The sequence below is a fragment of the Caballeronia concitans genome, from assembly GCF_001544615.1.
Taxonomy (GTDB): domain Bacteria; phylum Pseudomonadota; class Gammaproteobacteria; order Burkholderiales; family Burkholderiaceae; genus Caballeronia; species Caballeronia concitans.
Map to the genome: position 1 here is coordinate 624,578 of NZ_FCNV02000001.1, position 20,660 is coordinate 645,237.

Genomic DNA, 20,660 nt, shown 5'->3' on the forward strand with positions numbered 1-20,660 from the left:
GTCGATTGCTTCCGAGCACGCCCAGCGATATCACTGCGCGCTGGCCGTCGTTCCGACGCCCGGCGCCGGGCAAGGCAAAACCGGCGTCGGGACGTGCTTCGATGACGACGGCGATCCCGCCTTCACCGTCCCGAGACTGCGCACGCCCGCCGAAATCGCCGACGCGATTTCGTTCACCGCCTTGCGATGCCCGTCGACGAGCGCGTCGTAACCGTCGCCCACGCGCTCGTCGGCGACGGTGCGGCACGTCATCACCGCTTGCGACGCGCCGCCGCGCACGCTCCACACCGCATCGATCACGGCCTGCGATCCCGGCCACGATTCGAAGCGCTGCACCTTCACCTTCACGCGATACACCTGCGCCGATTCCGGGTACGGCGTGCCGTAGACATCAATCGCGTTCAACTGCTGCGCGAGATCGCCGGAGAGGGCGCGGCGCACTTCATCGGCGGGAAGCGAGGCCCAGCGTTCCTGCTCGAGCACGCTCACCTGCGCCGCACTCGACTGCACGACGAGCTGATTGCGCGATACCTGCTGCGGCATGTCGACGGGCGCAAGCTCGAAAAAGAACGACGCCGGCGCCGACGATACCGCCGTCTGTCCCTGTGCCGCCCCGCCCAGCGTGTAGAACCGGCTCGACGGCGACGATGCGCACGCGGCCAGCACGCCGGCCGCGCCCAGAGTCAATAACAACACGCCGAACCTCATGGTTTGTCTCCCGGTTTGCCTCGCAGCAGCGATTCCGGATGACGCTCCAGATAATCGGCGAGCGAATTGAGCGATTGAAGCGTCCGCGTGAGTTCCTGCATCGCCTGATGCACGTCGGACTGAAGCGGCGAATCCTGCTGAAGCGTCGATTGCGCCTCGCCGAAGGTTTTCTTCGCCTGCGTAAGCGTGTCGCGCACTTCCGGCATCACTTCCTTGCCGAGCTGATCGAAAAGCGCGTTCGCGTTCTTGAGCGAGCCGTTCAGATTCGTGCCGATCTCGTCGAACGGAATCTTGTCCAGCTTGCGCGCGATGTCGGCAATCTGAAGCTGCAGTTCGTCGAGCGTGTTCGGCACGGTCGGCAGTTCGAGCGGATCGTTGCTCGCGCTCACCTTCGCGGGCGGCGCCTTCGGGAAGAAGTCGAGCGCGACGTAAAGCTGGCTCGTCAGCAGGTTGCCGGTGCGCAACTGTCCGCGCAGCCCGCGCTTGACGAGCAGCTCCAGCATGTCGTGACTCGCGGCCGAGCCTTGTTCCGGCAACGCCGCCTTCGCGCGCCGGCCGAGGCGATCCGGATAGAGATCGATCGTCACCGGCATCATGAAGGCGTGCGTTTTCTGGTCGTATTGCACGCCGATGCCCGTCACCTGGCCCAGCACGATGCCGCGGAAATCGACCGGCGCGCCCACCGACAAGCCGCGCAACGACTGATTGAAGTTCATCACGACATGCACGGCGTCGCCGTCGGGGTCTCGCATCGCGTCGGCCTGATCGGAGGCGAGCCGGAACGTCGCGTTCTCCTTGGCCTGCGGGCCGGGCTGCTGATTCGGCGGCGTCTGGAACGCGATGCCGCCCAGCACGACCGTCGCGAGCGACTGCGTGTTCAGCGTGAAGCCGCTTGAATCGAGCCGCAGATCGACGCCGCTCGCGTGCCACCAGCGCGAATTGCTGCCGACGTACTGATCGTACGGCGCGTTGACGAACACCTGCATGGTCACGCCGGTGCCGTCCTTGTCGAGCGAGAACGCCGTCACCTGGCCGACCTGCACGCGGCGATAGTAGACCGGCGAGCCGATATCCAGCGATCCGAGCGATTCGCCGTGCAGCGTGAACGTGTGGCCGCGCTGATCGCCGGTGACGGCAGGCGGCGTTTCGAGGCCAACGAAGTATGTCTGGTCCTCCGTCGATCTGCCCGCATCCACGCCGATGTACGAGCCGGACAGGAGCGTCGACAGCCCGGTGACGCCGCTCGCGGCCACGCGCGGGCGCACGACCCAGAAGCGCGTGTCCTTCACGGCGAAATCGGTGGCTTCCTTCGTGAGCTGAACGTCGACGAGCACGCGCGAATGGTCCTTCGACAACGTGATGGTCTTCACCGTGCCGATGTCCACGTCCTTGTACTTGACCTTGGTCTTGCCCGGCTCCAGCCCTTCGGCGTTCACGAAGCTGATCGTGACGGTCGGGCCGCGGCTCGATACCGTCTTCACGACGAGAAACACGCCGATCAGCGCCGCGACGATCGGGATCACCCACACGAGCGACGGCAGCCAGCGGCTGCGCGGCTCGATCACCGGTTCGGGCAGATTCGGGGGCAGGCCGCCGCCGCTTCCCTGCCCGGACGCGGCGGGCGGCTTGGGTGAAGCGGGCGTGGTGTCCGGCGTGGAAGTGTCGCTGGTTTCCGGTCCTTCCGGACCTTGGCCACTAGTCATATTTCTTTCCTGACGGTTCTATGTTGTCCCAGATCAGACGCGGATCGAACTGCATGGACGCGAGCATCGTCAACACGACGACCGACGCGAACGCGAGCGCCGCCGGCCCCGCCGTGATGACCGCCACCGACTTGAAGCGCACCAGCGCGACGGTGAGCGTGACGACGAAGATATCGAGCATCGACCATCGGCCGATGCCTTCCACCACGCGATACAGCTTCGTGCGCTGCCGCGGACGCCACACGGAGCGTCGCTGCACGCTGACGAGCAGGAACGCGAGCGAAAGGAGCTTCAGCATCGGCACCAGAATGCTCGCGACGAAGATGACGACCGCGAGCGGATAGTCGCCGTCGTTCCAGAAGAGCGCGACGCCGCTCATGATCGTGTCGTCCTCGGCGCCGAGAATCGACGACGTATGCAGCATCGGAAAGACATTCGCGGGAATATAGAGGATCGCCGCGCTGATGAGCAGCGCCCACGTCCGCGCGATGCTGTCCGGATTGCGCCGATGCACGACCGCGTCGCACCGCGTGCAGCGCTGCTTTTCGATGGTGCGCGCAAGCGGCTGCACGAGCCCGCACGCGTGACACGACACGAGCTTCGAGCGCGATGCCGTGGTGAAGAGCGTGGGCGACGGTGCATCGGGTTCGTCGATGGCCGCGTCGAGCGGTTTGTCGTTCACGATTTCTGCCTCACGGATGTGGCGACCGGCCGGCGCGCGCGCCGCTTCGGCAGTTGGGCCGCGATATCCCATAGCGAGCGCGGATCGAAGCTCACGACGACAGCGACCATCAGCGTCAGCGCGCCGAAAGCGAAAAGCGCGGCTTCGGGAATCACGCGCGCGACGCTCAGCATCTTCACGAGCGTGACGAGCACGCCGAGCATGAACACTTCGATCATTCCCCACGGGCGCACGAACTGGATGGCGCGCAACGTGAGATGAAAGCCGGGCGGCACGTAGCCGGCGCGCACGGGCATCAGCACGTAGAGCAGCGCGACGAGTTCGCACAGCGGAAACAGGATGGTCGCGCAAAAGACCAGCACGGCGACAATCTCCATCTGCTCGCTCCACAACGCGACGATCGCGCCGATGAGCGTCGTTTGCGAGGTGATGCCGTTTGCATCGAGTTCGACGATGGGGAACGCCTGCGCGATCACGAAGGTGATGAGCGCGGCGAGCGTCGTCGCGCAGATGCGGTCGAGGTTGCGCGGGATGCTTCTGTAAAGCAGCGCGCCGCAACGCGGGCAATTCGCCGAGCTGTGCTCGGGAAGCGCGCGCTTCTTGAAGAGCGCGTCGCATTCGTGACACGCGATCAGTTCTTCCGATTCGTTCACGTTCATAGTCGGAGGGCGAGCCTTCTCATGCGTGTTCGTCTGGTGGCGGAGATGGGCCCGCAGCGTTGGCAGCAAATAGCGGGCCAGCGGCGATGGTAGCAGCATCGTAACAAAGTTCGCCAAGACGCCTGAGCGCTGGAATATAAGCGATGCCTGCATCGTTCTCTTCTGGTCGCGGCGCGGACTTGATCGACCGTTGCATGGGCAGAATAGTTCGTTGCATAAACGGCGCGCATTGCGGGGAAGCGGGCGGAAAGCCCCGCCCAGCATGGCTTTGGGCGCGTGCCGCAGGCTTTTGCACGCACGATGGCATTTCACGGACGTTGCGGTAGCATGGCGGCGCGTGCATCGGCGAGTCATTCGAGACAGCGCGAGACAGCGCCGCACGCGCGACATAACGATTACCCAGGACATGCGCATCATGGAAAGCAGTGTTGGCAGCACGCCGGCGACGTCCGGCGAACGATACGGCATCACGGCGATCAGCCTGCACTGGCTGATCGCGTTGCTGATCGTCGGCGGCTTTTATCTCGGCTGGATCATGACCGATATCCCCGGCTTCACGCCGACGAAGCTCAAGTACTTCTCGTGGCACAAGTGGATCGGCGTGACCGTGTTCGTGCTCGCGGCGCTGCGCCTTGTGTGGCGCGTCACGCATCGCGCGCCCGAGTTGCCTGTCGGCATGGCGCGCTGGCAGCAGAGCGCGGCGCACGTCACGCATATTCTGCTTTACGTGCTGATGCTCGTGATTCCCGCGTCGGGCTATCTGTACAGCTCGGCGGCAGGCTTGCAGGTCGTGTACCTCGGCGTGCTGCCGTTGCCGACGATCATCGGGCCGGACAAGGCGCTGAAGGCGACGCTGCGCATCGTGCATGTCGTGCTGAACTACGGGCTGCTCGTGCTCGTCGTCATGCACGTGCTCGCGGCGCTCAAGCATCATTTCGTCGATCGCGACGGCTTGCTCGGTCGCATGCTTCCCTTCGTCAAGTAAGCGGCGCCGATTGTCGATTGTTTCCTCGCAGTTGGCAGGGCGTTTCCGGCCGGCTGTTGGCACCCGCGTGCTTTTCAGATTCAATACCCGCTGTTTGTTCGAACCGTTCAAAAAGGCACACATGAAAGTGAAACTCAACCGTTGGATGCTGGCTGCGGCGGCCGCGACGTCGTTCGCGCTGGCAGCGGGCGCACAGGCGCAGGTGGATATGGCGAAGAGTTCGGTTGTCGCCACGTCGAAGCAGATGAACGTGCCCACGGACGGCAAGTTCAACAAGTTCAGCGCGCAGATCGCATTCGATCCGGCGAAGCCGCAGGCGGGCAGCGCGAACATCACCATCGATACGGGCAGCTACGACCTGGGCGACGACGACTACAACAAGCAGGTGTGCGGCGCGGAATGGTTCGACGCGGCGAAGTATCCGACCGCGACGTTCGTCTCGAGCGCGATCGCGCCGGCGGGCGGCAATCAGTACAAGGTGACGGGCAAGATCACGATCAAGGGCAAGTCGCAGACGGTGACGGTGCCCGTCACGGTCACGCAGCAGGGCGCGACCGAAACCTTCGACGGCTCCTTGCCGATCAAGCGCAGCCAGTTCGATATCGGCACCGGCGAATGGAAGGACACGTCCGTCGTCGCGGACGATGTCGTCATCAAGTTTCATATCGTCGCCGCAAAGAAGTGAGCGGCGGATCATTCACGCGAGTTCAACGCACAATCACATTCAGTCAGGAGAACAACTTGAATAAACTTTCGATGATCGCAGCGGGCATGCTGGCCGCTGGCCTGTCGTTCAGCGCGATGGCCGCTGACACGTATCAGCTCGACCCGAACCACACGTACCCGAGCTTCGAGGCGGATCACTTCGGCGGCGTTTCGACGTGGCGCGGCAAGTTCAACAAGAGCAGCGGCACCGTGGTGCTCGACCGCGCGGCGAAGACCGGCACGGTGGAAGTGAACATCGACATTGCGTCGGTGAACACGGGCAACGCGAAGCTCGACGAGCATCTGCAAAAGGCCGAGTTCTTCGATGTCGCCAAGTATCCGACCGCGGTCTACAAGGGCACGTCGATTCGCTTCGACGGCGACAAGCCCGCGGAAGTCATCGGCACGCTGACGATGCACGGCGTCACGAAGCCGCTCAACCTGAAGATCGAGAGCTTCAAGTGCTTCGTCAATCCGATGATGAAGAAGGAAGTCTGCGGCACGGAAGCGACGGCGACGTTCGATCGCGGCGACTTCGGCATGGATTACGGCAAGTCGTATGGCTTCAGCCTGAAGACGGTGCTGCATATCCAGGCGGAAGGCGTGAAGCAGTAAGCATCGCGCATCAAAGTAAAAAAGCGGCCGGTCTGTGAAAGACCGGCCGCTTTTTTCATGCTTGCGTCGCGCGTGGATTCAGACCTGCGCGCCCGCGTTCGGATCGTTCGGATCGAACTTGTCTTTCTTGTCCTTGATCAGATCCTCGCGCTTCACGCCGAACCACATGGCGAGCGCGGCGGCCACGAACACCGACGAATAGATACCGAACAGAATACCGACGGTGAGCGCGAGCGCGAAGTAATGCAGCGTCGGACCGCCGAAGAAGAACATCGACAGCACCATCATTTCCGTACAGCCGTGGGTGATGATGGTTCGCGACATCGTGCTCGTGATCGCGTGGTTGATGACTTCGATCACCGTCATCTTGCGCTGCTTGCGGAAGGTTTCGCGAATCCGGTCGAAGATAACCACCGACTCGTTCACCGAATAGCCGAGCACCGCGAGAATCGCCGCCAGCACCGAAAGCGAGAACTCCCACTGGAAGTAGGCGAAGAAGCCGAGAATGATCACCACGTCGTGCAGGTTGGCGATGATGCCCGCCACCGCGTACTTCCACTCGAAGCGAAACGACAGATAGATCACGATGCCGATCACCACGCACGCGAGCGCCGCGAGCCCGTTGGTGACCAGTTCCTTGCCCACCTGCGGACCGACGAACTCCACGCGCTGCAAGCTCACCTGCGGGTCGTTGGCCTTGAGCGCGCCCATGACCTGTTCGCTTTGCTGCGCGGACGTCAGCCCTTGCTTGAGCGGCAGGCGGATGAGCACGTCGCGCGAGGTGCCGAAGTTCTGCACTTGCGCGTCGGCGTAGCCTAAGCGGGCCATCGTGCCGCGCACGGGTTCGAGCGGCACGGCTTGCGGATACTGCACCTCGACGACCGTCCCGCCGGTGAACTCCACCGACAGATGCAGCCCGCGATGCACGAGGAAGAACACGGCCGCGAGAAACGTGATGAGCGAGATCGCGTTGAAAATCAACGCGCGCTCCATCAGCGGCAAGTCACGGCGAATGCGGAAGAATTCCATGTTTCGTTGCTCCGGGGCTCAGTGGGACGAACCCGGTTTCTGTTGATCGACGCCCGGACCCGAGCGGCGTCGCACCGTCGGCTTGCCGGCGCGCGCGGGCTTCTGGGCCGCCGCGCGCGGCGCGACCGGCGCGGTCTTCGTCTTGCCTTGCGCAGTGGTCACGATCTCGTCGACGGGGGAATCGTCGCCGCGCTGCGCCGCCAGATAAGCCGCTGCGGCCGCTTCGCCGCTCGCGCCTTCCGGACGCCACACCTGGCCGATCGCCAGCGACTTCAGCTTCTTCTTGCCGCCGTACCACAGGTTCACGAGGCCGCGCGAGAAGAACACGGCCGAGAACATCGACGTCAGAATGCCGATGCAGTGCACGACCGCGAAGCCGCGCACCGGACCGGAGCCGAACGCGAGCAGCGCGAGACCGGCGATCAGCGTGGTGACGTTCGAATCGAGAATGGTCGCCCACGCGTGCTTGAAGCCTTCCTGAATCGCGGTCTGCGGCGGCGCGCCGTTGCGCAGTTCTTCGCGGATGCGCTCGTTGATCAGCACGTTCGCGTCGATCGCCATACCGAGCGCGAGCGCGATAGCCGCGATGCCCGGCAGCGTCAGCGTGGCCTGCAGCATCGAGAGAATCGCGACGAGCAGCAGCAGGTTGACCGACAGCGAGAGCATCGAGATCAGGCCGAACAGCAGGTAGTACACGACCATGAAGACGGCGATCGCGGCGAAGCCGTACGTGACCGAATCGAAGCCCTTCTTGATGTTGTCGGCGCCGAGGCTCGGTCCGACCGTGCGTTCCTCGATGATGTCCATCGGCGCGGCGAGCGAACCGGCGCGCAGCAGCAGCGCGAGATCGGTTGCGGCTTGCGGCGTCGGCTGACCGGTGATCTGGAAGCGGTCGCCCAGTTCGGACTGGATGGTCGCCACCGTCAGCACTTCGCCCTTGCCCTTTTCGAAGAGCACCATCGCCATCGGCTTGCCGATGTTCTCGCGCGACACCGCCGCCACCGCGCGGCCGCCGGCCGAGTCGAGGCGGATGTTCACGGACGGGCGCTGATGATCGTCGAAGCCCGCCGACGCGTCGATGATGCGGTCGCCGGTGAAGATCACTTGCTTCCTCAGCAGCACGTTGCGGTCGCCCTGCTTGAACGCTTCGTCGCCGGGCGGCACGGGATCGTTCGCGCCGATGTACGTGTTGACCGGATCGGCCAGGCGCGCTTCGAGCGTCGCCGTGCGGCCGATGATGTCCTTCGCCTTCGCCGTGTCCTGCACGCCCGGCAGCTCGACCACGATGCGGTCCGCGCCCTGTTGCTGGATCACCGGCTCCGCGACGCCGAGTTCGTTCACGCGATTATGCAGCGTCGTGATGTTCTGCTTGAGCGCGCCGTCTTCGACGGTCCGCTGCGTCGCCGCCGAGAACGTGCCGACGACCTGATAGCCGTCGCCGCCCTGACGCGTCGTCCATTGCAGTTCGGAAACGCCGGTGGTCAGCAGCGTGCGCGCGTTGCCGGCCACGGCCTGATCCGAAAAATTCACGACGACCGATTGCCCGACGCGGCTCACGCCGCCATCGCGGACGTTGCGGTCGCGCAAGTAAGTGCGCGCGTCCGCTGCGTCGGAGTCGAGCTTCTTGTTCAGCGCGCCGGCCATGTCCACTTGCAAGAGGAAGTGGACGCCGCCGCGCAGGTCGAGGCCGAGGTACATCGGCAGCGCGTGCAGCGCCGTCAGCCAGCGCGGCGAGGCGCTTTGCAGATTCAGCGCGACGATGAATTGCGGATCGGTCGGGTCGCTGTTCAGCGTTTTCGTCAGCAGGTCCTTCACGCGCAACTGCGTGTCGGTGTCCTTCAGGCGCACGCGAATATTGGCGTTCGTCTGCGAGTTGTCGAACGTGACTTCGTCCGCGGCGATCTTGCTGGCAGCGAGCGCGCCTTCGACATTGGCGAGCGTCGACGAATCGAGCTTGACCGTTGCCTTGCCGCTCGACACCTGCACTGCGGGCGCTTCGCCGAAGAAGTTGGGGAGCGTGTACACGAGGCCGATGACGAGCGCCACCAGCATCACGACATACTTCCAGAGGGGATAACGATTCATGGGGATGGCCGAACGGAAAGTTGGCTTCGGAGGAGAGGGCGTCCGGCGTTATGCGCGACGAGCCGGCTGAACTGGCTCGGGGACTCGGAGGGCTCGGAGCGAGGCCGCGCCGGACGCGGAAATACGGGCCTTACAGCGATTTGATCGTGCCCTTCGGGAGAATGGTCGTGACGGCCGCCTTCTGCACGGTGATCTCCGTGCCCTCGGCGATTTCGACGCCCACATACGCTTCCGACACCTTCGTGACCTTGCCGACGATGCCGCCGTTCGTCACCACTTCATCGCCCTTGGCCATGGCCGCGAGCATGTTGCGATGTTCCTTCTGACGCTTCATCTGCGGACGGATCATGATGAAGTACAGCACCGCGAACATCAGGATCAGCGGCAGGAAGCTCATCAGGCTCGATTCCGCGCTGCCCGCGGTGGCGCCTTGTGCAAAGGCATTGGAAATGAACGACACGTTGGTCTCTCCGTTATACGTCGAAAATACGTTCAAAAACTAGGTCAGAAATTAGCCGGGTATTCTACCACCCGCCCATGCCGCAAAGCCTCCGGAATGCGCTTTGGCATCAAGCCGTTACCGCATGTCGAGGGCGTTCGCGAGCGACGGAAAGGCAATTGTAATCTGTCGCCGCATCGCGACGGCGGATTGTGGATGATTCGTTAATCGACGCCCCGCGCGCGGTTCTCCGCGAACGTCTTGCGAAACGCTTCGAACGTGTGATTTTCGATCGATTCGCGCACTTCGCCGATGAGCTGCAGGTAGTAATGCAGATTGTGGATGGTGTTGAGCTGCGCGCCGAGAATTTCGCCCACGCGATGCAAATGGTGCAGGTACGCGCGCGTGAAATTCCGGCACGTGTAACAGCCGCAGCTTTCGTCGAGCGGTTTCATCGAATTCTTGTGGCTCGCGTTCTTGATCTTCAGGTCGCCGAAGCGCGTGAAGAGCCAGCCGTTGCGCGCGTTACGCGTCGGCATCACGCAATCGAACATGTCGACGCCCGCCGCCACGCCATTGACGAGATCTTCCGGCGTGCCGACGCCCATCAGGTAATGCGGCTTGTCGGCAGGCAGTTTCGGGCCGATGTGATTCAGCACGCGCATCATGTCTTCCTTCGGCTCGCCGACGGACAGCCCGCCGATGGCGAACCCGTGGAAATCGATCTCCGACAGCCCCGCCAGCGACTCGTCGCGCAGGTCTTCGAACATGCCGCCCTGCACGATGCCGAAGAGCGCGTTCGGATTGCCGAGCCGCTCGAATTCGTCGATGGAGCGCTTCGCCCAGCGCATCGACATGCGCATGGAATCGGCGGCGTCCTTGTGCGACGTCGGCACGCCGTTGGTCGCGTAGGGCGTGCATTCGTCGAACTGCATGACGATGTCGGAGTTCAGCACCTTCTGAATCTGCATCGACACTTCGGGCGACAGGAACAGCCGGTCGCCGTTGATCGGCGACGCGAACGTGACGCCTTCTTCGGTGATCTTGCGCAGATCGCCGAGCGAAAATACCTGGAAGCCGCCGGAGTCGGTGAGAATCGGCTTGTTCCATCCCATGAAGCGATGCAGCCCGCCGTGCGCGCCGATGGCTTCGAGTCCAGGCCGCAGCCACAGGTGGAACGTGTTGCCGAGGATGATCTGCGCGCGGATTTCTTCGAGTTCGCGCGGCTGAATGGCCTTGACGGTGCCGTACGTGCCGACCGGCATGAAAATTGGCGTTTCGATGACGCCGTGATTGAGCGTGAGGCGGCCGCGGCGCGCCTGGCCGTCGGTCGTGAGCAGTTCGAACTTGAGGCCGTTGTCGGGCGGAGTGTGATTCTCGGTCATGTAGAGTCCTGTGCTACCGGAGAACAGTCCGGCGCGTCGGGTTGAAAGAACTATGCGCGCGTGAGGAGCATCGCGTCGCCGTAGCTGAAAAAGCGATAACGCTGTTCGATTGCGTGCCGGTACGCCTCGCGGATGGTGTCGATTCCGGCGAACGCGGAGACGAGCATCATCAGCGTCGATTTGGGCAGATGGAAGTTCGTCACGAGCCGGTCCACCACGCGGAATTCGTAGCCCGGTGTGATGAAGATGTCGGTCTCGGCACTCGTCGCGGAAAGCGGACGGCCGGCGGCGGCGGCGTCGCGGGCGGCGGCTTCGAGCGCGCGCATCGACGTGGTGCCGACCGCGATCACGCGATTGCCGCGCGCCTTCACCGCCGCGATGCGGTCCACGAGCGTCTGCGGCAGCGCGTACCACTCGCTGTGCATCTTGTGCTCCGCGATGTTTTCGACGCGCACCGGCTGGAACGTGCCCGCGCCGACGTGCAGCGTGAGCGTCGCGCGTTCGACGCCGCGCGCATCGAGCCGGGCGAAGAGGGCGTCGTCGAAATGCAGGCCCGCGGTCGGTGCGGCCACCGCGCCGGGATTCGCTGCGTAGACCGTCTGATAGCGCGTTTCGTCGTAGGCGTCGGCATCGTGCTCGATGTACGGCGGCAGCGGCAAGCGCCCGAATTGTTCGATGAGCGTCAGGCAATCGGCCGGAAAATGCAGCGTGTAGAACGGTTCGACGCGCTCGCCGACGGTCACGTCGAACGCATCGGCGAGGCGGATGGTGCTGCCCGGCGCCGGACTCTTGCTCGCGCGAATCTGCGCGAGCGCGGTCGTCGCGCCGGTCAGACGCTCCACCAGAATTTCGACGCGCCCGCCACTGGCCTTTTGGCCGAAGAACCGCGCCTTCAGGACTTTGGTATCGTTGAAGACCAAGAGATCGCCGGGTTCGACGAGATCGGGCAATTCGGAAAAGCGCCGGTCGACGAGCCTGGCCGGCATGCTGCGGGTGTCGACTTCGAGCAGACGGCTCGCGCTGCGCTCGGCGAGCGCGCTCTGCGCGATCAGCTCGGGCGGCAGATTAAAATCGAAATCAGAAAGCGTGAACATGGCTGGAAGTCGCACGAACGAAGGCGCAAACAGGCTAAAACAGCATGAAACGCGCCGACAAACCTCATATTGTACTTGCGAAGAGATTAGATGCCCTTGTCCGACCGCCGCGTGGCCGCCTCGACCGATCCGCTGACCGCCGAGCCGAGCGCCGCAAGCGACGCGCCGCGCGCCGCCGCCGCCGCCGCGCCCGCGCGCAAGAAGGCGAAAGCGGAGGAAAAGCCGAAGCCCGTCGTCAAGACGGCGGACAAGCTCGCGAGGCTCGGGCTCAAGTCGGACATCGACCTCGTGCTGCATTTGCCGATGCGCTACGAGGACGAAACCTCGCTCACGCCGATCGCCGAACTCATTCCCGGCGACAACGGGCAGACCGAAGGCATCGTTTTCGACAACGAGATTGCCTACCGTCCGCGCCGCCAGTTGCTCGTCAAGATTCACGACGACGCCGGCGACGAACTCACGCTGCGCTTTCTCAACTTCTACGGGTCGCAGGTCAAGCAAATGGCCATCGGCACGCGGCTGCGCGTGCGCGGCGACGTGCGCGGCGGATTTTTCGGACTGGAGATGGTGCATCCGGCCGTGCGTCCCGTCGATGAAGACACGCCGCTGCCGCAAGCGCTCACGCCCGTTTATCCGGCGACGGCGGGCATCTCGCAGGCGTATTTGCGCAAGGCGATCGACAACGCGCTCGCCCGCGTGTCGTTGCCGGAACTGCTTCCGGAGCCGATCGCGCGGGCGCATCTCGCGCCGCTCAACGTGCCGGGCCTCTTCGACGCCGTGAAGACGCTGCATCATCCGCGCGCGGATTCGGACGAGACCGCGCTCATCGACGGCACGCATCCCGCGTGGACGCGCATCAAGTTCGAGGAACTGCTCGCGCAGCAGTTGTCGCTCAAGCGCGCGCATGCCGAGCGACGCACGCGCGCCGCGCCCGCGATGCCGCGCCGTTCCGCCGACGACGCCGATTCGCTCGTCGTGCGCCTGCTGCGCGCGCTGCCGTTTCGGCTGACTGGCGCGCAGGAGCGCGTGTGCGCGGAAATCGCGGGCGAAATGACGCTCGCGCATCCGATGCAGCGTCTGTTGCAAGGCGATGTCGGCAGCGGCAAGACCATCGTCGCTGCGCTGGCGGCGGCGCAGGCCATCGACGCGGGTTATCAGGCCGCGCTCATGGCGCCGACCGAGATTCTCGCGGAGCAGCACGCGCGCAAGCTGCGCGGGTGGCTGGAGCCGCTCGGTGTTACCGTCGCGTGGCTCGCGGGCAGTCTGAAGGCGAAGGAAAAGCGCGCGGCCAACGAAGCGGCGGCGCTCGGCACCGCGCAACTCGTGATCGGCACGCACGCGATCATTCAGGACGCGGTGGAGTTCGCGCGCCTCGGGCTCGTGATCGTGGACGAGCAGCATCGCTTCGGCGTCGCGCAGCGGCTGGCGTTGCGCGCGAAGGCGCAGAACGCGGCGGACGGCCGGCACGACTTCCAGCCGCATCAACTGATGATGTCCGCCACGCCGATTCCCCGCACGCTCGCCATGACCTACTACGCCGATCTCGACGTATCGACCATCGACGAACTGCCGCCGGGCCGCACGCCGATTCTCACGAAGGTCGTGTCGGATGGCCGGCGCGACGAGATCATCGGCCGCGTGCGCGAGGCGGCGCTGACGGGGCGCCAGGTCTATTGGGTCTGTCCGCTCATCGAAGAGAGCGAAACGCTGCAACTTCAAACGGCCGTCGAGACTTACGAGACGCTCGTCGCGGCGCTGCCCGAGTTGCGCGTCGGGCTGGTTCATGGCCGGCTCGCGCCCGCCGAAAAAGCCGCGGTGATGGACGCCTTCGCGCGCAACGAAGTGCAATTGCTCGTCGCCACGACGGTGATCGAAGTCGGCGTCGATGTGCCGAACGCGTCGCTGATGGTGATCGAGCACGCGGAGCGCTTCGGGCTCGCGCAGTTGCATCAGCTGCGCGGGCGCGTGGGGCGGGGCAGCGCGGCTTCCGTGTGCGTGCTGATGTACTCGAATCCGCTTTCGCAGACGGCGCGCGCACGCCTCCAAACGATGCGCGAAACCACGGACGGCTTCGAAATCGCCCGGCGCGATCTCGAAATTCGCGGTCCCGGCGAGTTTCTCGGCGCGCGGCAATCGGGCGAAGCGATGCTGCGCTTCGCCAGTCTCGAAAACGACGGCTGGCTCATTGAACCCGCGCGTGAGGCGGCGGAGCAGATGCTGAACGCGTTTCCGGATGCGGTCACGCGGCATCTCGCGCGCTGGCTCGGCGCGCGCGAGCATTATCTGAAGGCTTAGGTGAAGAACTAGATTCGTTCTTGTCTGTCCCTATTGATTACCGCAACGTGCAGCGGGTACGACAAGACGCCGCGCGCGCCGCTACAACTCTGGTTGTCGAACCGGCGTGCACGGGTGTATAACTTCAACCTATTGAATCCAAGTCTTTCATTGGCCCCCAATGACGCTTACTGAATTGAAGTACATCGTCGCGGTTGCGCGCGAGCGGCACTTCGGCCGCGCCGCCGAGGCGTGCTTCGTCAGCCAGCCGACGCTGTCGGTGGCAATCAAGAAACTCGAAGACGAGCTCAACGTGCAGATCTTCGAGCGCGGCACGAGCGAAGTCAGCGTCACGCCGATCGGCGAGCAGATCGTCACGCAGGCGCAGCGCGTGCTCGAACAGACGCTCGCCATCAAGGAAATCGCGAAGCAGGGCAAGGACCCGCTGGTCGGCCCGCTGCGGCTGGGCGTCATCTACACGATCGGGCCGTATCTGCTGCCGACGCTCGTCAAGCAGATGATCAAATCGGTCCCGCAGATGCCGCTGATGCTTCAGGAAAACTACACGCTCAAGCTGATCGAGCTTCTGAAGCAAGGCGAAATCGATGTCGCGATCATGGCGCTGCCGTTCCCCGAAACCGGGCTGATGGTGCGCGCCCTGTACGACGAGCCGTTCGTCGTCGCGATGCCTTCGGGTCACGCCTGGGAAAACCGCAGCAAAATCGACGCGGACGATCTCAAGCAGGAAACCATGCTGCTGCTCGGCAGCGGCCATTGCTTCCGCGATCACGTTTTAGGCGTGTGTCCGGAATTGATGCGCTTTTCGCAGAATGCGGACGGCATTCAAAAGACGTTCGAAGGATCGTCGCTGGAAACGATCCGGCATATGGTGGCGAGCGGCGTCGGAATTACGGTGCTGCCGCGCATGTCGGTGATGGAAGTGAAGCCGAAAGCGGCGGGCATCGATGCCGGATTGCTCAGCTACGTTCCGTTCGACGATCCCGTGCCGGACCGGCGCGTGGTGCTCGCGTGGCGCAAGAGCTTCACGCGGATGCCCGCCATCGACGCAATCAGCGATGCCATCGCCGCTTGCGATTTGCCGGGCGTGAAGAAACTGGATATTCCGGTGGCGGTGAATTAGTCGAATTCTTGCTTTTTCGGACAAAAGCCGCGTTTCTGGACGCGGCTTTTTTTATTCTTCCGGTTTCTAATGAAGCACGGCGAGCGAATTTGTACTTTTTGGTGAACCAAGGCTTTTGTGTTCCCGCCGCCCGCGAACCCCATTTTAAAATCATTTCCCGCTGACGCGGCGCCCGGCCGCGCGGCATATATCAAAATAAAAGGAAAAGCCAAATGGGGTTTTTTGAGGCAATTCGCATATCCATGTTCCAGAAATACGCGACCTTTGAGGGACGGGCGCGTCGCGCCGAATACTGGTACTTCTACCTTTTCATGATCATCGCCTCGACGGCGCTAATAGTACTTGCCGGCATGGAACGAGATTCGCTGCTCGCGTTGTCGATTATCTTCATCGCATCTCTCGCTTTCATCCTGCCGAGCTTGGCGGTAACGGTTCGTCGGTTGCACGATACCGACCGCTCCGGCTGGGCGCTGCTCATCGGCTGCATTCCAGTAATCGGCGGAATTCTCATGCTGGTCTGGTCTTGCTCGCGCGGTACGCCCGGCGTGAATCGCTTTGGATCCGATCCGCTCAACGAAGTCTGACGCACGACCGCGCGCAGCAGCACAGGAACGGCCCGCCTTCGCGCGGGCCGTTTTCGTTGGTGCCGTACGAAACGCTGTGCTTGCCTATCAAATAGATAAAATTAATCAAATTAAAATGATCGATAGATTTCGATATGCTTCCTTCTCCAGTCAGCCAGGAGAGAAGCGATGACCCCGCACCCGTCACAACCGCGCGTCATGACCATGTGGTCCGAACTGCGCGGCGTCGCGCTTCACGTTCTGGCCGACTTCGCCCGCACCGCGTGAGCGACGCATCCCTCATCCCAAGCGAACACAAACCAGGAGTATCACGATGACGACCCAACGACTCACGACTGCTGCCGGCGCACCCGTCGGAGACAACCAGAACTCGCAGACCGCCGGTCCGCGCGGCCCCGTCACGCTGCAGGACTTCTGGCTCGTCGAGAAGCTCGCGCATTTCGACCGCGAAGTGATTCCCGAGCGCCGCGTCCACGCGAAAGGATCGGGCGCGTTCGGCACGTTTCGCGTGACGCACGACATCTCGCGCTACACGAAGGCGAAGCTCTTCTCGGCGATCGGAAAGGAGACGCCCATCTTCATGCGCTTTTCGACGGTCGCGGGCGAGCGCGGCGCCGCCGACGCCGAACGCGACGTGCGCGGCTTTTCCATCAAGTTCTACACGGAAGAGGGCAACTGGGATGTCGTCGGCAACAACACGCCGGTGTTCTTCATCCGCGATCCGCTGAAGTTTCCCGATTTCATCCACACGCAAAAGCGCGATCCGTACACGAACCTGCGCAGCAACGTCGCGGCGTGGGATTTCTGGTCGCGTCATCCGGAATCGCTGCATCAGGTGACCATTTTGATGAGCGATCGCGGCATTCCGAAGAATTATCGGCAGATGCATGGCTTCGGTTCGCACACGTTCTCGTTCATCAACGCGGACAACGAGCGCTCCTACGTGAAGTTCCATTTCAAGTCGCAGCAGCCGCTCGAAAATTACACGGATGCGCAAGCCGCCGCCGTCATCGCAAATGACCGCGAAAGCGCGCAGCGCGATCTCGTCGAGAATATCGATCGCGGCAACTTTCCGCGCTGGAATTTCCGCATCCAGGTGATGACGGAAACGCAAGCCGCGCAGTACCGCATCAATCCGTTCGACATCACGAAGGTGTGGCCGCATGGCGACTTTCCGCTGATCGATGTCGGCGTGATCGAACTGAACCGCAACGCGCAGAACTATTTCGCCGAAGTGGAGCAGGCGGCGTTCACGCCGGCGAACGTGGTGCCGGGCATCGGCTTCTCGCCGGACCGGCTGTTGCAGGGGCGCTTGTTCTCGTATGGCGACACGCAGCGTTATCGGCTCGGCATCAATCACCATCAGACGCCGGTGAACGCGTCGCGCGCGCCGATGGCGAATCCGTTTCATCGCGATGGCGCGATGCGCGTCGACGGCAATCTCGGCGGCACCGTGAACTACGAGCCGAACCGCTTCGGCCAATTCGCGCAGGACGCGAGCGTCAACGAGCCGCCGCTCGAGGCGGGCGCGGTGTATCGCTACGATCACCGCGAGGACGGCGACTACTACAGCCAGCCGGGCGCGCTCTTCCGCCTGTTCGACGATGCGCAGCGCGAGCGGCTCTACGGCAACATCGCGCGGCATATTCACGGCGTGCCCGATGAAATCGTCGCGCGTCAATTGCAGCACTTCCGTCGCGCCGATCCGGCGTATGCGCAAGGCGTCGCCGATGCGCTCGCCGCACTCGGGCAGCGCGTCGAGATCGACGAGATCGACGAGAACGATACGGCAGCCGTCTGACGCAAACCTCACCGCGAGGCGGCTGCGACGAATCAACGAAGGAGAAGATCATGGCTCAGGCATTGAACATCATCTGCGAGGCGGTGGATCACATCGAAACGACGAGCCGTCACGCATCGCGCGGCGCGCGCGTGGCGCTCGCGTTCGGCATCGTCGCGGCGGGCTATGGACTCGTCGTCGCGAGCGCGGGCGTCTTCGCATGAAATGACGGATGCGCGCGTGCGTGCGTTCGCGAGACGCGCGGAGCAACGCTTTCGCGCCTTGCCGGACAAAGAAGCACGCACGTTTCTAGGCTACACTGTCGGACGCTCGAAACGCCGCGCGACGGAACGATCGCAGCCTGCAATGGAAGTCCGGCGCGGCGCGCATCAGGTTCATATCACTCTTCTCACGGAGTCATCATGGCGAAAAAAGGCATCGCACCTGCCGTCAACATCGGCATCAACGACAAAGATCGCAAACGCATCGCCGAAGGCCTGTCGCGGCTGCTGGCGGACACGTACACGCTGTATCTTAAGACTCACAACTTCCACTGGAACGTCACCGGTCCGATGTTCAATACGCTGCATCTGATGTTCGAGACGCAGTACACCGAACTCGCGACGGCTGTCGACTCCATCGCGGAACGTATCCGCGCGTTGGGCGTGCACGCGCCGGGCAGCTACCGTGAATTCGCGAAGCTGTCGTCGATTCCCGAAGCGGAAGGCGTGCCGGACGCCGAAGACATGATCCGTCAACTGGTCGAAGGCCAGGAAGCGGTGGTGCGCACCGCGCGCGAAATCTTCCCGTCGACGGAAGCCGCGAACGACGAACCCACCGCCGACCTGCTCACGCAGCGCATGCAGACGCACGAAAAGACCGCGTGGATGCTGCGTTCGATGCTCGCGTAAAAGCAGCGTTCGCTTCGTTTCGACAAGAACCCGTGCCATTCACCGCACGGGTTTTTTGCTTTTGGGCGAAGCGCGACGCGCAAAGGCGTGCGTTCGCGAGGCTGGTCTAAAATAGCCCATCGCCTTTTCGCCGCCGTCCATGCTCGCCCGTCTTCCGCTCTATATGCGCCTCGTGCGCCTCGACAAGCCCATCGGCAGCCTGCTGCTTTTGTGGCCGACGCTCAACGCGCTGTGGATTGCCTCCGATGGCCGTCCGCCGATCATGCTGCTCGTGATCTTCGCGATCGGCACGATACTCATGCGCTCGGCGGGCTGCGCGATCAACGACTACGCCGACCGCGACTTCGACCGCTACGTGAAACGCACCGCCGAGCGGCCGATCACCTCGGGCAAGATCAAGGCGTGGGAAGCGGTCGCGCTCGCGGCGGCGCTCTCGCTCGTGGCGTTCCTGCTCATCCTGCCGCTCAACACGCTGACGAAGGAGCTTTCGGTGTTCGCGCTCTTCGTCGCGGGCACGTATCCGTTCACGAAGCGATTCTTCGCGATTCCGCAGGCATATCTCGGCATCGCGTTCGGCTTTGGCATTCCGATGGCATTCGCCGCCGTGCAGAACCATGTGCCGATGCTCGCGTGGATCATGCTCGCTGCGAACGTCTGCTGGTCTGTCGCCTACGACACCGAATACGCAATGGTGGATCGCGACGACGACATCAAGATCGGCATTCGCACATCGGCGCTCACCTTCGGCCGATACGACGTGCTGGCCGTCATGCTCTGCTACGCCGCGACGCTCGCGGTGTACGCGGGTATCGGCATCGCGCTTCGGTTCGGCTGGCCGTACTGGCTCGGCTGGCTCGCGGCGGCGGGCTGCGCGGCGTATCACTACGTGCTGATTCGCGGCCGCGAGCGCATGGCGTGTTTCGCCGCGTTCAAGCACAACAACTGGCTCGGCGGCGTGTTGTTCGCGGGAATCGCGCTGCACTACGCGCTCGCCGCGTAATCGCGGCGTGCGCGGACGCTAGCCGCCGCGCACGCAGCCGCGCATCAAACGCATCACGCGCCGCCCAGCTCGTCGCCCATTTCCTTCGCGCGCGCTTCGGCCGCGAGCGCGCCGCGCACGATCGCGTCCTTCACGCCGCTTGCTTCGAACGACGACAACGCCGCCGCCGTCGTGCCGCCCTTCGACGTCACGCGCTCGCGCAGCACGCTCGCCGGCTCGCCCGATTGCGCCGCGAGCTGCGCCGCGCCGGTGAACGTCGCCACGGCGAGCGCGCGTCCTTGTTCCTCGTCCATGCCGAGCGCGCGCGCCGCTTCCTGCATCGCTTCGATGAAATAGAACACGTACGCCGGGCCGCTGCCGGAAATGGCGGTGACGGCGTCGAGTTTCGCTTCGTCGTCGAACCAGACGGTCGTGCCGACCGCTTCCAACACTTGCGATGCCAGCGCCTTGGCGGCATCGCTCACGCCGGGCAGCGCGGCCAGTCCCGTCACGCCCATGCCGATGAGCGCGGGCGTGTTCGGCATCGTCCGCACGATCTGCGCGTAGCCGTTCAGCCAGCGCGACAGGTCCGTTGCGCGAATGCCCGCCGCGATGCTGATGATGGTCTGCCGCGACAGATGCGGCGCGAGCGCCTCGGCGACGCTCTTCAGCACTTGCGGCTTCACCGCGAGCACGATGGCGTCGAAGCTGGCGAGCGTCGCGTCGATGGCCGCGCCCGTCGCCACGCCGAATTCCTTCGCGGTGCGCGCGCGCGCTTCGTCGTTGATGTCGATGGCATGGATGTCTGCCGGCGCGACGCCGCGTTTGACGAGACCGCCGATGAGCGCCGCGGCCATGTTGCCGCCGCCGATGAATGCGATTTTCATGATTGAGCCAGAAGG

20 protein-coding genes are annotated in these 20,660 nt (G+C 63.7%); 10 read left to right on the forward strand and 10 right to left on the reverse strand.

Going from position 1 to position 20,660, the window contains the following annotated elements:
* Positions 1 to 30: 30 nt before the first annotated feature.
* Genes AWB72_RS02985 through AWB72_RS03000 form a run of 4 tightly spaced genes read right to left on the reverse strand, consistent with a single transcriptional unit; the run spans position 31 to position 3,752 of the window.
* Positions 31 to 708 carry a PqiC family protein gene (locus tag AWB72_RS02985; protein WP_040052957.1) on the reverse strand — a complete coding sequence of 226 codons (678 nt, stop codon included), beginning with the start codon at positions 706 to 708 and terminating at the stop codon, positions 31 to 33.
* A complete protein-coding gene (locus AWB72_RS02990; protein ID WP_040052956.1) occupies positions 705 to 2,411 on the reverse strand; it encodes a PqiB family protein in 1,707 nt (568 codons plus the stop codon). Before AWB72_RS02990 ends, AWB72_RS02985 begins: the two co-directional genes overlap by 4 nt.
* A complete protein-coding gene (locus AWB72_RS02995; protein WP_374728849.1) occupies positions 2,404 to 3,093 on the reverse strand; it encodes a paraquat-inducible protein A in 690 nt (229 codons plus the stop codon). The genes AWB72_RS02990 and AWB72_RS02995 overlap by 8 nt, the downstream gene beginning before the upstream one ends.
* Positions 3,090 to 3,752, reverse strand: coding sequence for a paraquat-inducible protein A (locus AWB72_RS03000; protein ID WP_040052955.1), 663 nt, complete (start codon positions 3,750 to 3,752; stop codon positions 3,090 to 3,092). The genes AWB72_RS02995 and AWB72_RS03000 overlap by 4 nt, the downstream gene beginning before the upstream one ends.
* Positions 3,753 to 4,167: 415 nt before the next feature.
* On the opposite strand from AWB72_RS03000, the gene AWB72_RS03005 reads away from it, so the two are divergent.
* The 3 genes from AWB72_RS03005 to AWB72_RS03015 all read left to right on the forward strand — a co-directional run bounded on the left by AWB72_RS03005 (position 4,168) and on the right by AWB72_RS03015 (position 6,057).
* Entirely contained in the window at positions 4,168 to 4,737 is a 570-nt protein-coding gene (locus AWB72_RS03005; protein WP_040053244.1) for a cytochrome b, read from the forward strand.
* 121 nt (positions 4,738 to 4,858) lie between these two features.
* A complete protein-coding gene (locus tag AWB72_RS03010; protein WP_040053243.1) occupies positions 4,859 to 5,422 on the forward strand; it encodes a YceI family protein in 564 nt (187 codons plus the stop codon).
* Positions 5,423 to 5,493: 71 nt separating this feature from the next.
* The gene (locus tag AWB72_RS03015) at positions 5,494 to 6,057 is read left to right on the forward strand and encodes a YceI family protein (RefSeq protein ID WP_374728855.1); all 564 of its coding nucleotides are present in this window, start codon (positions 5,494 to 5,496) and stop codon (positions 6,055 to 6,057) included.
* A gap of 78 nt (positions 6,058 to 6,135) precedes the next feature.
* On the opposite strand, the gene secF is transcribed toward AWB72_RS03015, so the two are convergent.
* The 5 genes from secF to queA form a co-directional block, all read right to left on the reverse strand.
* Positions 6,136 to 7,086, reverse strand: coding sequence for a protein translocase subunit SecF (gene secF / locus AWB72_RS03020; RefSeq protein ID WP_040052954.1), 951 nt, complete (start codon positions 7,084 to 7,086; stop codon positions 6,136 to 6,138).
* 18 nt (positions 7,087 to 7,104) lie between these two features.
* Positions 7,105 to 9,171: a protein translocase subunit SecD gene (secD, locus tag AWB72_RS03025; RefSeq protein ID WP_040052953.1), complete on the reverse strand. Its 2,067-nt coding sequence runs from the start codon at positions 9,169 to 9,171 to the stop codon at positions 7,105 to 7,107.
* A gap of 130 nt (positions 9,172 to 9,301) precedes the next feature.
* The gene (gene yajC / locus AWB72_RS03030; RefSeq protein WP_040052952.1) at positions 9,302 to 9,631 is read right to left on the reverse strand and encodes a preprotein translocase subunit YajC; all 330 of its coding nucleotides are present in this window, start codon (positions 9,629 to 9,631) and stop codon (positions 9,302 to 9,304) included.
* A 203-nt stretch (positions 9,632 to 9,834) separates the two neighbouring features.
* A complete protein-coding gene (tgt, locus tag AWB72_RS03035) occupies positions 9,835 to 10,995 on the reverse strand; it encodes a tRNA guanosine(34) transglycosylase Tgt (protein ID WP_040052951.1) in 1,161 nt (386 codons plus the stop codon).
* A 50-nt stretch (positions 10,996 to 11,045) separates the two neighbouring features.
* Complete coding sequence (gene queA / locus AWB72_RS03040; protein ID WP_040052950.1) at positions 11,046 to 12,089, reverse strand: tRNA preQ1(34) S-adenosylmethionine ribosyltransferase-isomerase QueA; 1,044 nt, start codon at positions 12,087 to 12,089, stop codon at positions 11,046 to 11,048.
* 90 nt (positions 12,090 to 12,179) lie between these two features.
* Between queA and recG the strand changes: the two genes are divergently transcribed.
* The 7 genes from recG (at position 12,180) to ubiA (ending at position 19,779) form a co-directional block, all read left to right on the forward strand.
* Positions 12,180 to 14,384 carry an ATP-dependent DNA helicase RecG gene (gene recG / locus AWB72_RS03045; RefSeq protein WP_040052949.1) on the forward strand — a complete coding sequence of 735 codons (2,205 nt, stop codon included), beginning with the start codon at positions 12,180 to 12,182 and terminating at the stop codon, positions 14,382 to 14,384.
* 160 nt (positions 14,385 to 14,544) lie between these two features.
* Entirely contained in the window at positions 14,545 to 15,504 is a 960-nt protein-coding gene (locus AWB72_RS03050) for a hydrogen peroxide-inducible genes activator (protein WP_087127862.1), read from the forward strand.
* 212 nt (positions 15,505 to 15,716) lie between these two features.
* The gene (locus tag AWB72_RS03055; protein WP_040052947.1) at positions 15,717 to 16,088 is read left to right on the forward strand and encodes a DUF805 domain-containing protein; all 372 of its coding nucleotides are present in this window, start codon (positions 15,717 to 15,719) and stop codon (positions 16,086 to 16,088) included.
* 313 nt (positions 16,089 to 16,401) lie between these two features.
* Complete coding sequence (locus tag AWB72_RS03060; RefSeq protein WP_040052946.1) at positions 16,402 to 17,889, forward strand: catalase; 1,488 nt, start codon at positions 16,402 to 16,404, stop codon at positions 17,887 to 17,889.
* A 50-nt stretch (positions 17,890 to 17,939) separates the two neighbouring features.
* Positions 17,940 to 18,092 (forward strand): hypothetical protein, encoded by a 153-nt coding sequence (locus tag AWB72_RS28805; RefSeq protein WP_159459336.1) that lies wholly within the window; start codon positions 17,940 to 17,942, stop codon positions 18,090 to 18,092.
* Positions 18,093 to 18,290: 198 nt separating this feature from the next.
* Entirely contained in the window at positions 18,291 to 18,779 is a 489-nt protein-coding gene (locus AWB72_RS03065) for a Dps family protein (RefSeq protein WP_040052945.1), read from the forward strand.
* A 139-nt stretch (positions 18,780 to 18,918) separates the two neighbouring features.
* Positions 18,919 to 19,779 (forward strand): 4-hydroxybenzoate octaprenyltransferase, encoded by an 861-nt coding sequence (gene ubiA, locus AWB72_RS03070; RefSeq protein WP_040052944.1) that lies wholly within the window; start codon positions 18,919 to 18,921, stop codon positions 19,777 to 19,779.
* A 53-nt stretch (positions 19,780 to 19,832) separates the two neighbouring features.
* Here the strand turns inward: ubiA and proC are convergent, their stop codons facing one another.
* Positions 19,833 to 20,645, reverse strand: a complete 813-nt coding sequence (gene proC / locus AWB72_RS03075) for a pyrroline-5-carboxylate reductase (protein ID WP_040052943.1) — start codon at positions 20,643 to 20,645, stop codon at positions 19,833 to 19,835.
* Positions 20,646 to 20,660 lie beyond the last annotated feature (15 nt).

What these genes read in the sequence shown, in the direction of transcription:
- AWB72_RS03050 (WP_087127862.1), top strand. Translation starts at nt 14,545, where the DNA reads ATGACGCTTACTGAATTGAAGTACATCGTCGCGGTTGCGCGCGAGCGG.
- AWB72_RS02990 (WP_040052956.1), bottom strand. Translation starts at nt 2,411, where the DNA reads ATGACTAGTGGCCAAGGTCCGGAAGGACCGGAAACCAGCGACACTTCC.
- AWB72_RS03060 (WP_040052946.1), top strand. Translation starts at nt 16,402, where the DNA reads ATGACGACCCAACGACTCACGACTGCTGCCGGCGCACCCGTCGGAGAC.
- AWB72_RS03065 (WP_040052945.1), top strand. Translation starts at nt 18,291, where the DNA reads ATGGCGAAAAAAGGCATCGCACCTGCCGTCAACATCGGCATCAACGAC.
- secD (WP_040052953.1), bottom strand. Translation starts at nt 9,171, where the DNA reads ATGAATCGTTATCCCCTCTGGAAGTATGTCGTGATGCTGGTGGCGCTC.
- AWB72_RS02985 (WP_040052957.1), bottom strand. Translation starts at nt 708, where the DNA reads ATGAGGTTCGGCGTGTTGTTATTGACTCTGGGCGCGGCCGGCGTGCTG.
- AWB72_RS03000 (WP_040052955.1), bottom strand. Translation starts at nt 3,752, where the DNA reads ATGAACGTGAACGAATCGGAAGAACTGATCGCGTGTCACGAATGCGAC.
- AWB72_RS03055 (WP_040052947.1), top strand. Translation starts at nt 15,717, where the DNA reads ATGGGGTTTTTTGAGGCAATTCGCATATCCATGTTCCAGAAATACGCG.
- AWB72_RS03015 (WP_374728855.1), top strand. Translation starts at nt 5,494, where the DNA reads ATGATCGCAGCGGGCATGCTGGCCGCTGGCCTGTCGTTCAGCGCGATG.
- AWB72_RS03005 (WP_040053244.1), top strand. Translation starts at nt 4,168, where the DNA reads ATGGAAAGCAGTGTTGGCAGCACGCCGGCGACGTCCGGCGAACGATAC.
- recG (WP_040052949.1), top strand. Translation starts at nt 12,180, where the DNA reads ATGCCCTTGTCCGACCGCCGCGTGGCCGCCTCGACCGATCCGCTGACC.
- queA (WP_040052950.1), bottom strand. Translation starts at nt 12,089, where the DNA reads ATGTTCACGCTTTCTGATTTCGATTTTAATCTGCCGCCCGAGCTGATC.
- tgt (WP_040052951.1), bottom strand. Translation starts at nt 10,995, where the DNA reads ATGACCGAGAATCACACTCCGCCCGACAACGGCCTCAAGTTCGAACTG.
- secF (WP_040052954.1), bottom strand. Translation starts at nt 7,086, where the DNA reads ATGGAATTCTTCCGCATTCGCCGTGACTTGCCGCTGATGGAGCGCGCG.
- proC (WP_040052943.1), bottom strand. Translation starts at nt 20,645, where the DNA reads ATGAAAATCGCATTCATCGGCGGCGGCAACATGGCCGCGGCGCTCATC.
- AWB72_RS03010 (WP_040053243.1), top strand. Translation starts at nt 4,859, where the DNA reads ATGAAAGTGAAACTCAACCGTTGGATGCTGGCTGCGGCGGCCGCGACG.
- ubiA (WP_040052944.1), top strand. Translation starts at nt 18,919, where the DNA reads ATGCTCGCCCGTCTTCCGCTCTATATGCGCCTCGTGCGCCTCGACAAG.
- AWB72_RS28805 (WP_159459336.1), top strand. Translation starts at nt 17,940, where the DNA reads ATGGCTCAGGCATTGAACATCATCTGCGAGGCGGTGGATCACATCGAA.